Genomic DNA, 10304 nt, shown 5'->3' with positions numbered 1-10304 from the left:
CGTATGTACTCGGTAAACACATCTTTTAGACTACCTTAAAAGAGACACTTTCCCTTGAAATTTACGTTTAATTCCCGTATAATATAGGCATTAATGTAAAAGAAGGCGAAAGCAAGTGTTTACCGTGGTCTGTTCACGGTGGACGGTTATAGATGGCTCCAACCACACTATAACGCGCTTTTGCTTTTTTTTATTTTCCGCACGATTTAATTGACTCTAGTTATAGCAAACTTTCAGCATTTATACAAGTGTTGACAGTTTTAGATTAATTTTATTTTATGCTGCATGCCTTTTCATATTCAAATCGTTCTCTCTAAGTATTGGTAATGCTTTTTTTATTATATAACTAAGTATTTAAGTTGGTTTATTTCTTAAATTTAAAATAACCTATTAGACGAAAATAACCTTTAGGATATAAAAGCTGAACACAAATCGTATATATGGCCCCTCCTAAAAAAACCATCACAGAAAGTTTTATAATTAAATTTAAATCAAGTTGACCTATAATCTCTTTGAAAAAGAAAACAATTATCCCCATTATAGAAGAAGCTGGTTTGGGATCTTGATCGTCCGGCGTGTTACGCGATTGCACTTGCCGGCGATCAATGCGAACACTTCTTTCATGAATCGGAAGTCCAGCTGCTTTAGCTTTTTGGACAGGGCCGAGTAGTCAACATGGATGAGTCCTGCGGCAGCGCCGACATCTGAGCTGTAGCGAAGGCTTTTCCATTCGCAAGCAGCCGCCATGACCATGTATTCAATTAGGACCCGGATCGTCAGCTTGCGGGCAGTATCTGCAAAGCCGATGGAAGCCGCGATTTTACTCATTTCATCATCAGAAAGAAAGTTTTGAATCAGTTTCGAGAACGTAGTATTCTTTTTCATAAGGGATGCCTCTTCTCTAGAATGTTCGGTGGTACTTACATTTTACTAGAGGGCGTCCCTTTTTGTCGTTTTCTTACCAGATTATTCATAATCAACAGGCGTGATTATATTTCAATAAAACGTGTAGTGAAAACCGAGCTAGCTTCTTGATCGCTGCTATCCGTTCATTCCCCATTTGTCCACTGACTTCTTTGAATTTATCAATCTCCTGCCGCCTCTGTGCCTTGTTTATTTCCTAACTCTTAACTTTCTTTGTCCGATAATTTTATTTGTATTTGAATGACGATTCCTTGTCCGTTCTGTTTTTTCATGAAAAAACGAATCGCCGATAAGTCCTTATTTATCGTTTTCACTGCTAATCCTTGATTCCACAGGTGTTTCACATAAGCTCGTAATTGCTTGTCATCTATGTTTGCAAATTTTTATAAGGAAATTTCTTTTGATAAATACCGATAAAATCGATCAGTAGCTTCAAATTAGCGTGTCCTTGTTTCATAAGTAACCTACCGGTTATGTCATGCTATCTTTGGTATCTGATTCCTCAAGTTTAAATATAAATTATGTTGTTGATTGTTCAGTTTAATTCCTTTCCTAGTCGTGTCTTCACTACTCCTAAAAAGTACACAGCAAAGCTATGGTATTTCCCTAGGCGATACCGTATTTCCACCTGTTTTCCTGATACTTCCTGGAAAACAAAAACCAAACCCCTTATCTATAAAATATATAACCAACAATACAGAATTTTTGTAAACTAAGGGGATTTCTAAAAATAATGAGGTGTTAAGAGCAAGTATCTTTTGTAGAGTTTGTAGGATGTATCTCGAAGAAAAAACGCTTATTATGGCTCTCTTTATAGTGGACACCCTCATAAAATAAGCACGTTGACATAAATAAACCGATTCTCTTTTTTTATGATTGAGAATCGGTGGGTGGGTCACTTTGATAGGTTTGGTTCGTTACCATCATGTCTATTCGTCCTGCCTTTATATTCATTTTTGTAAAAAGAGTGTTTATAAAGCCCTGTTTATTTCTTGTCAACGATTGAGCCATTTTTCCACGCTTTTGTCATTTCTTTGCCGTACAATTTCATAGCGTCAGTAACAGTTGTAATAACTTTAGTCATGTAGGTAATCCCCTTCCTCTTTGGTATGTCTTTATTATCGTCCCTGTAGACCCTTTTTACAAAGTCAATGAAGTGGAAAGTCGGCAGATTAATGCTGATTTGAATGATTCGATTTCTGTGTAATTACAGCTGGAAAGTCGGCAGAATAATGCTGATTTGAACGATTCGATTTCTGTGTAATTACAGCTGGAAAGTCAGCAGAGTAATGCTGATTTGAACGATCCGATCTCTGTGTACTTACATATCCATTGTTAGTAGCCATTAAAAGTTCCTCCTCAATAAATTTGGATTTTGCTTACGGTATTTGGTTACCCGGTTGTCTTTTTATCAAACAAATTTAGGTAATCCTCTTCCTCTTTGGTATGTCTTTATTATCGTTCCTGTAGACCCTTTTTACAAAGTCAATGAAGTGGAAAGTCGGCAGATTAATGCTGATTTAAACGATTCGATTTCTGTGTAATTACAGCTGGAAAGTCGGCAGAATAATGCTGATTTGAACGATTCGATCTCTGTGTAATTACAGCTGGAAAGTCAGCAGAGTAATGCTGATTTGAACGATTCGATTTCTGTGTACTTACATATCCATTGTTAGTAGCCATTAAAAGTTCCTCCTCAATAAATTTGGATTTTGCTTACGGTATTTGGTTACCCGGTTGTCTTTTTATCAAACAAATTTAGGTAATCCCCTTCCTCTTTGGTACATCTTTATTATCGTCCCTATAGGCTCTTTTTACAAAGTCAGTGAAAACGGAAACATTCCCCATGTAAACGTAAACATGGGGAATGGAAACGAAATCATCTCTGTCTTTCATCGTTTTTCATGATTTTTCTCTTGTTTTCTTAGTTTTTCATTTTTTACAAATACTCACCTATTCCATTTATTTAAATTCTTTATTAGATACGAGTTTGCTTACCGTCATGTTTTTTCTCCTTTTAGATCATCTTAAAAGAGACACTTTCCCTCGAAATTTACGTTTAATTCCCGTACAATACAGGCATTGAAGTAAAAGAAGGCGAAAGCAAGTGTTTACCGTGGATCAGTCACGGTGGACGGTTATAGGTGGTTGGCGCCACACTATAACGCGCTTTTGCTTTTTTTATTTTCCGCACGATTTATAGGAAAATGCTTAAAACGTCATATAGGCGAATCTGACGCGTTTTAGAGAGGGGGGCAAATTCGACACTCCTTTTGTGTCCGCTGTGTTCACAGCAAAGTTATAAAGGTAAGTCGCCGCTTTTGTCGAATCATTCAGCATGGAGGTGGATGCAATGAAAATAAAAGAGTTACTTGAATTGTCGCAGCATGAAAGCTTAGAGGACGTTGCAAAGAATCATTTAACCATCGGAGTAAAACGAGCACGAATAGCATTAAAGGCCGCAGGTTGTTATAACAAAGTTGGTGTTAAGGGCTGGCATTATGACGGTGATCCTGCCACACTCGAACGGAGTATTTATGATTTTGTTATGGCACCAACAAGAAAAAGCCCTAGCAATAATGTTAAAGCTAGCAATAGCAAAATTAAAAGCAATAATAACAACAATAACGATAGTGATGAAGGTAGCAACAATGCTAGCAATAATGTTAGTAATAATGATGGCAATGATGATATTGATATGAAAGTACAAATAAAAGCACTAATAACTGGCAAGCAAGATAGCAAGCCGAATAAGACGTATAAAGGCATTTATTTTGATGATGACATAGCAAGTTTTCTGGATAACGTGCAACACGGCAACAAAAGCGAATTAGTTAATAAAATTATGCGTGCTTATCTAATTGAAAATGATTTGATATGAGGGGTGCTGAAAGTTGAGCAGTCCTTTTTTTGTGCAAAAAAAGAAGCAGCAAGTACCGCCCCACGATCAAAATAAGTATAAAAGCCGACAGCCGATATATCGTATTCATTTTCATGATTATCCTATATACTAGGACTAGAATCCTGAAAAGGTTGTAATGTTCATGAGAATAAATATAAATATCAACGCTAGAGAAGCTCAGTTAGTGGGGATTATCCCTGAATGTATTATCAATCATTATTCCATTCAATGTGAGGGTCTTGAAGTCTATATGCCGCCCGGTGTTTTAAAGCATTTGAAAAGACGTGGTCATTGGAATGACTTTGTGAAACATCATAAAGATATACCAACCATGATTGCCAATCCTGATTATGCAGGACAGAATCCTAAAGAGCCTAACACGGTAGAGATATACAAAATAATAAGTGATCATGTTATATTGCCCATCAAGTTGAATACTTCGAGTGGCCTATTTTTGAGTTCTTTTTACATATTGAATAATGGAGCGGATAAGATTCAAAAACGCTTGCGTACTGGACGTATTCATCCGTTTTCGTTCTTTAACTAAACCCATCAATTTGTAACGATAGTTTACAAAAAGGTGGGGAAAGGGTATCATAATACGAGAAAAGAACGTTAAAACCTGTTTAATTGAACAAGTTACTGAATATAATTAACCCTATAAAGGTTATTTGAGGTGGGAAAGGTTCCCCACGCGCTATCCAATGGGTAGTTACCAGAGATCAGGAGTGCCGCCCTGCTAATAACTTTTATAAAACGATACACCCTCTTCATTCATGAAGGGGGTTTTTATTTGTTTTGGGTCTCTTGGCCCGAATAGAGTGGATCAGGAACGTTTAAATCTTATGGTTCTCATCCTTATATTCTTATGCTTTTTCGCATACTTCTTTATCTGCTATGTAGTCACTTCAAAAGCACTGGCACTCCTTGTACTACTATTATTTCTTACTCCTTCTTTAATACAGATCCATCGAAAACTTCTATATTTTGAATGAGCCAAATTCCAATTATGCTTAAGTAAAGAGCTATTGCCATCATAGTAGCCATCTTATCCCCTCCTTCATTTTTCGAATTAAAGCGTATTATCCGTGATTTCACGCATCTTTATACGGAATTAATGGAGCCCCTAAAAAAGCACCATGTAAAAATCTGAAGAGCATTAGGGGTTTTTGCACCCACCGAGGGTGTAGGATCAGAAAAATCTTGATAAAACGATGGGGGCAAGAAAAACGTTTAGGTGTCTCCTTTGCAGCTACTGATTTAGTACTGGAATGTCCTCTTTGTGTCGATCCATTGCTTACTAGAAAAGACATGTATGGAGTTTCGTATTGACAGCAAAGTCAACGTCAACTTCGACAGAGAAAACTTGCGTTCTCTATTCGGCGTGCCAATGATTCTTTACAATAACGGTATATGGAACGGAGGGAGAACGATTGGATAACGTAACATATTACTCACCAAAAGAGATGACAGATGTTTTAAACATTGGAGACAGTACACTTCGAAAATGGTGTATAGCATTAGAAGAACAGCACTACTTCTTTAGCAGAACGGATAATAAGCGCCGGCTGTTCACGGACCGTGATCGAATCGTTCTGAAGAAATTCAGGGACTTAGTTCAAGTACAGAATATGTCGATGCAGAACGCCGCAATCATTGTAGCAGCAAAGTATAAAGATGATGCGTTCGAACAGACGAACAACGAGAACGGCGTTAGGGATATCCGTTCTGATGTAATGAATTTAGCTGAAATGAAACAGGAAATAGAACAGCTAAAAGATTTGAATAGAGAGCTTTTAAAGCGTCTTGACGAACGGGATAAATATATAGAAGAACGAATGGATAAGCGTGATTCTCAGATAATGGCATCACTAAAAGAATTAAAGCAGACAAAAAGAATAACGTTCGAAGAAGAAAAGAGCAAAAATGAAATCGTTGGCAAGTTTATTAAGATGATGGAGGAAGAACGAGCGACGAATCTTGAAAATCAACGTCTGCTGTTAGAAAAGCTGGAGCAGATCGGGACGAATGAAGAGGACGAGATTGATTTATGGGATGAAGAGAAATCGATAAAGTTGGAGAAAGCAGAAGAAAAACAACCATTCTGGAAGAGGCTGTTTAAATAGGAATGTGGAACCTGCAAAAACCTATATTTTATAAAACAGTATAATTATTCATTATGTGAGCGCTCCTAATCGAGCGTTTTTTCTATGCCGAAAAGACGGTAAAATCCTTATGTATCAATGATTACAACAGATTTTCTCCGTAGAAGTAGACATAATCTTAATTATAATTAGTTCCTCTAGGATTGCCGTTAAATCAACGTTTTCTGAGGTTGTACACGACAATAATTGTATACAGTTTTTTATACATTGTTTTCGTTAATGAGATCCTGCATAAATCTTGCCTGCTGGAGCAATAAAATCTCTATTTGAATTTTGTTCATTACGCAAAATTCAAAAATTGACACTTCAAGAAAACATCTATCAAGAAAATATCATACTACGCAGATTCGCTGCAAGAAATCATTTACTAAAGGAATGGTTACTTTGATTCTTTACTAAAGAAATTGACCAAATAAGACGATTCGATTCGGTCCTGATTTTCGTTATAAGGGGTTGCGTCAGGATTTTACGCTTTTATAACGTTAAGAACAAAATGACAGACGACGAAGAAAAAAATCTGAAACGAGTGGCTGACTGATAAGAAGGGCTGCATAGAAAACGATTTATTTCTTACGGTGGACTTTTGAAAACAATTTATAAAAAATTAAATCTCGATAGCGTTGAAGAAGGCGATCTCGTTCAGACTGGCGAAGAAAATGATGAGATTTCAGAAAATGCTTATAGCATTGTTGCAATGTGGAATTGTTGCAATGTGGAATTGGGATAGACAAAATTATTATGTCCGATAAGGCAAGGTTTTTTAAATGACAACGATAGGTTGCGCCTTGGTGCGCCTAGAACTATCTTTACTTTAGCTACTCACTCTAACAATACTGGAAAGTAAGGAAAGGCGATGAATAACATGATTTTTAGTGAACGATTAAAAAAGGAACGAGAAAAAAGAGGTTGGTCACAAACTGACCTCGCTGAAAAAATTCATGTTAGTCGTCAGTCCGTTTCAAAATGGGAAACTGGCAAGAACTATCCCGGTATCGAAGTGATCATTGATTTGAGTGATATATTCGGTATCACGATAGATGAATTGTTAAGGAGTGACGAAGAATTGAAAGAAAAAGTAATTCGAGATAGTAAGCAACTGGCGTATCCGAAATGGAAAGTATTTTTTGATAGTGTGTTTTTATTAGGTGTGTTTCTATTAGTGGCGAAACTAATTATCTTGGGCCTAAATCATTTTGTTGGTACAGATATTATGATTTTAAAAGGCTTACCAAAAGCCGTATCTAATTTTTTACCATTAGCTTTAATGTTGTTTGGTGGCATTAGTTCGGATCAGTTAAAAAATAAATATATTGATTAATCAATCAAGGGTAGCGATAACGTTACTCTTTTTTTGCTTTAAAACAAACAATCATTTAGGAAGTTTATATTTGGGGTAGCATCACATACCCCTTTCTTTGTTTTAAAAACTAATCAATTTTTTATTTTTCGAAATTAAAAATTTAAAAAAATGAGCAGCATTAGAAAAACAGAGGTCAACACCGTATCATCATGGAAAAATTTACAGGTCTACACCATGTCAACAGTACCTCAGTTTGAGTCAACAGTGAGTCAACACTTGAGAGGTTTTCTTGTACCCATCGTTTTGTCAGGCTTTGCCTGACCCCACACCATCGGTGGGGGCAAAAACCCCTTATGCTCATGCCAACGCTTTAAACCAGGCCATCCAATCTCAAGGTCGATAAGGCCCAAACATAAGTAATCAAAAAATAATTCAAACGCGAGCAAACAAAAAAGGAAAATCGGATACGAATTTTAAATTTCAAAATCAGAAAATCACTTTTATTCAAAAGAAGATCCAACCGTTTCATTTTTGAAACGCTCTATTTTTATTTATTGATACACAATTAAAAATGATCATCAGCAAAACATTGTTTCAAAAAAGTTAATGGGATTTGCATTTGACCATTAAGAATTATTTATCAAACCGTTTCAAAAATAAAACGGTTTGACAAATAAACTATTTCCGGCACTTCATTTTTTTGTTTTTTTCTTCAGCAAATCATTTAAATTGATGTGAAGAAATTAATAATTTTGGAAAGGGCATCATTTAGAAATCGGTCATACTATCAAATGGTGTAAGCTTCCCATTAATCCAGACCTCAATAATTTTATGTTCAGGATCTACCGTTAATTTATACGCATGAGGTTTACTTACATTATCTTGTGGATTCGTTTCATCTAACTTCACTTTTACGGTTTCTCCTTGAGCCTCAAGATCAGTTCTCACTTTTCCTACTGTACGATAAATGATGTAAGAGGTGTAAATATCCTCACTACCGCCAATTAATTGAAGCCTGTGGTTCGATTCAATTTTATCTTGTACATCACTTGGTACGTTTTCAATTTCACTAAAGCTTAACGTCGATTCATTACAAGCAGACAAAATAGATAGTGTAAATAACGAGAAACAAAACAATATTCTTTTCACCGAAGTCTCCACCTCCTGTACAAGGATTGGTTGAACGAATTTTTAGAGTTCCAAGCTGTACTTTTGTTTTTAAAGTGAGTATGAGCATAAGGGGTTTTTGCCCCCACTGATGGTGTGGGGGCAGGCAAAGCCTGACAAAACGATGGGTACATGAAAGTAACGAAAATGTCCCCACCGCGTCCCCCTTTTTTCGAGGTATGTCCCGACTACGTCCCCCTATTTTATCTCAGCTTTGCACACGTTTTTAAATTTATCTTGCTGATTTTTATAGCTGTATGGTGTTTAAATATTGATTAGGTTTTAATAGCCTTGTTCAATTACTGCCGACCAACATGGACAGTCGATAAGCCTCAACAAAGCTAAAAAGAGAAATTTTTTTTTTGTTTTCGACAGATAAAGCCCCTGAAAAAATGATGAAGAATAAGAAGATTCCACAGCATTTTAGAAAAAGAGACAGCAAATAACCGGCATCTTTTTTTAAAAAATGAACGTGTTTTAGCGTATGTCATGCTGCCTTTCACGAAGAATCGCTTCCAGTTTTGCTTTTTCTGCGAGAAACATTTCATCATGATCCGTGTCCAATTCTAGTTGTTCCTTACCCTGTCTTTGCTTCAAAAACCATTCCGGAAGTTGTTCTGTACGAATAGATTCTTTACGCGCCATAAAAACAGGATATTGTTCTTGGCCGACCGTTTTGTGTAAATAAGGCTGGTCTTTCTGTTCCTGTAACAATTTAAACTGATTGCGAAGCGTGCCAAAGAAATAGCCATCAAAAGAGCCTTTGATCCGGTTATGCTTCTGAGCAAAGATCGTTTCTTTAAACGACTGAACAACAATGGGAAGGAGTTCTTCCAGAGATACTTCTAGAGAGCTTTTACGATAAGCTAGTTGAGTTTTGCCCCATAAACGATAGATATCCTTTGCTTCATCGAAAAACAGGCTGACCGTTTCGATAAACAGTTTTGGAATATGAGATGGTGTAAAGGATGAATCGATCAACGGTTCTTGCTTACGTAAGGTTTTAAAAGATTTTAATAATGGTAAGTAAGAGGTAGAGTCTTTTTTTACGCTTTCGTCCTTACTCTTACAAGGAGTTTCAGCATTTTCAGCTTGGCAATCAGCTTGGCAACGGCTTAATTCAAGCTGCTCTTCCCAATAAGAAAAATACGGATGATCGACAAAGAGATGGACCGGTGCGCTCCGTCCATTCTGCGTGCTGGAACGACGATACACCGTGAACAGGACGCCAGCTTCACGCAGTTTCTTGGCTACGTTTCGGATCGTCTTGTCGGATACATCGTATCGATCTGCAAAATAATCATCCTTCGCAAAAACGAAGCCACGCTCAGATGCAAACCAACACATCATATCGATGGCGTCGCGCGTTCCTTTTTTCAGTCGCCAGTAGCGTTCGCCATACGCTTTTTCCACGGCCTTTAAAAGTTTTAGTTTCATGGATTGTTGCTGCTTGTGATTCTCCGCATACACCATATAGCTGATCATTTTTTTAAATTCTTCAGTGGATACTAGTTTGCTTACTGTCATGGTTTTTTCTCCTTTTGAGAAAACAAAAAGATGCATTTACCGTATGTACTCGGTAAACACATCTTTTAGACTACCTTAAAAGAGACACTTTCCCTTGAAATTTACGTTTAATTCCCGTATAATATAGGCATTAATGTAAAAGAAGGCGAAAGCAAGTGTTTACCGTGGTCTGGTCACGGTGGACGGTTATAGATGGCTCCAACCACACTATAACGCGCTTTTGCTTTTTTTTATTTTCCGCACGATTTAATTGACTCTAGTTATAGCAAACTTTCAGCATTTATACAAGTGTTGACAGTTTTAGATTAATTTTATTTTA

Annotated in this window: 11 protein-coding genes; 5 read left to right on the top strand and 6 right to left on the bottom strand. The window is 36.7% G+C overall.

Annotated features, from left to right (window positions below; genetic code table 11):
* Positions 1–537 precede the first annotated feature (537 nt).
* The 4 genes from A3M5_RS0121825 to A3M5_RS25905 all read right to left on the bottom strand — a co-directional run bounded on the left by A3M5_RS0121825 (position 538) and on the right by A3M5_RS25905 (position 2607).
* Positions 538–885 (bottom strand): hypothetical protein, encoded by a 348-nt coding sequence (locus tag A3M5_RS0121825; protein ID WP_018395882.1) that lies wholly within the window; start codon positions 883–885, stop codon positions 538–540.
* A 242-nt stretch (positions 886–1127) separates the two neighbouring features.
* Positions 1128–1295: a hypothetical protein gene (locus A3M5_RS26745; RefSeq protein WP_152333376.1), complete on the bottom strand. Its 168-nt coding sequence runs from the start codon at positions 1293–1295 to the stop codon at positions 1128–1130.
* An 801-nt stretch (positions 1296–2096) separates the two neighbouring features.
* Positions 2097–2270, bottom strand: coding sequence for a hypothetical protein (locus A3M5_RS25910; protein ID WP_018395880.1), 174 nt, complete (start codon positions 2268–2270; stop codon positions 2097–2099).
* A 163-nt stretch (positions 2271–2433) separates the two neighbouring features.
* A complete protein-coding gene (locus A3M5_RS25905) occupies positions 2434–2607 on the bottom strand; it encodes a hypothetical protein (protein ID WP_018395879.1) in 174 nt (57 codons plus the stop codon).
* Positions 2608–3277: 670 nt separating this feature from the next.
* Here A3M5_RS25905 and A3M5_RS0121805 point away from each other — a divergent pair.
* The 5 genes from A3M5_RS0121805 (at position 3278) to A3M5_RS0121780 (ending at position 7309) form a co-directional block, all read left to right on the top strand.
* Entirely contained in the window at positions 3278–3805 is a 528-nt protein-coding gene (locus A3M5_RS0121805; protein ID WP_018395878.1) for a hypothetical protein, read from the top strand.
* A gap of 163 nt (positions 3806–3968) precedes the next feature.
* Positions 3969–4373 carry a PBECR3 domain-containing polyvalent protein gene (locus tag A3M5_RS0121800; RefSeq protein ID WP_018395877.1) on the top strand — a complete coding sequence of 135 codons (405 nt, stop codon included), beginning with the start codon at positions 3969–3971 and terminating at the stop codon, positions 4371–4373.
* Between the two features lie 886 nt (positions 4374–5259).
* Positions 5260–5952, top strand: coding sequence for a hypothetical protein (locus A3M5_RS0121790; protein WP_018395875.1), 693 nt, complete (start codon positions 5260–5262; stop codon positions 5950–5952).
* Positions 5953–6538: 586 nt separating this feature from the next.
* Positions 6539–6718, top strand: a complete 180-nt coding sequence (locus A3M5_RS26320) for a protein rep (protein ID WP_502685426.1) — start codon at positions 6539–6541, stop codon at positions 6716–6718.
* A 135-nt stretch (positions 6719–6853) separates the two neighbouring features.
* On the top strand, positions 6854–7309 hold the full coding sequence (locus A3M5_RS0121780) for a helix-turn-helix domain-containing protein (protein ID WP_018395873.1): 456 nt from the start codon (positions 6854–6856) through the stop codon (positions 7307–7309).
* Between the two features lie 750 nt (positions 7310–8059).
* On the opposite strand, the gene A3M5_RS0121775 is transcribed toward A3M5_RS0121780, so the two are convergent.
* Together A3M5_RS0121775 and A3M5_RS23530 are read right to left on the bottom strand one after the other, a co-directional pair.
* Positions 8060–8440: a hypothetical protein gene (locus A3M5_RS0121775; protein WP_018395872.1), complete on the bottom strand. Its 381-nt coding sequence runs from the start codon at positions 8438–8440 to the stop codon at positions 8060–8062.
* Between the two features lie 495 nt (positions 8441–8935).
* Positions 8936–9985: a hypothetical protein gene (locus A3M5_RS23530; protein WP_018395871.1), complete on the bottom strand. Its 1050-nt coding sequence runs from the start codon at positions 9983–9985 to the stop codon at positions 8936–8938.
* Positions 9986–10304 lie beyond the last annotated feature (319 nt).

This window comes from Bacillus sp. 37MA (genome assembly GCF_000372765.1).
GTDB lineage: Bacteria > Bacillota > Bacilli > Bacillales > Domibacillaceae > Domibacillus > Domibacillus aminovorans.
Note: the sequence above shows the minus strand (reverse complement) of the source record. Positions and strands in the feature narration are given on the sequence as shown.

Excerpts from the sequence above, each read along its gene's own strand:
- A3M5_RS0121825 (WP_018395882.1), bottom strand. The coding sequence starts at position 885 with ATGAAAAAGAATACTACGTTCTCGAAACTGATTCAAAACTTTCTTTCT.
- A3M5_RS25910 (WP_018395880.1), bottom strand. The coding sequence starts at position 2,270 with ATGGCTACTAACAATGGATATGTAAGTACACAGAGATCGGATCGTTCA.
- A3M5_RS25905 (WP_018395879.1), bottom strand. The coding sequence starts at position 2,607 with ATGGCTACTAACAATGGATATGTAAGTACACAGAAATCGAATCGTTCA.
- A3M5_RS0121805 (WP_018395878.1), top strand. The coding sequence starts at position 3,278 with ATGAAAATAAAAGAGTTACTTGAATTGTCGCAGCATGAAAGCTTAGAG.
- A3M5_RS0121800 (WP_018395877.1), top strand. The coding sequence starts at position 3,969 with ATGAGAATAAATATAAATATCAACGCTAGAGAAGCTCAGTTAGTGGGG.
- A3M5_RS0121780 (WP_018395873.1), top strand. The coding sequence starts at position 6,854 with ATGATTTTTAGTGAACGATTAAAAAAGGAACGAGAAAAAAGAGGTTGG.
- A3M5_RS23530 (WP_018395871.1), bottom strand. The coding sequence starts at position 9,985 with ATGACAGTAAGCAAACTAGTATCCACTGAAGAATTTAAAAAAATGATC.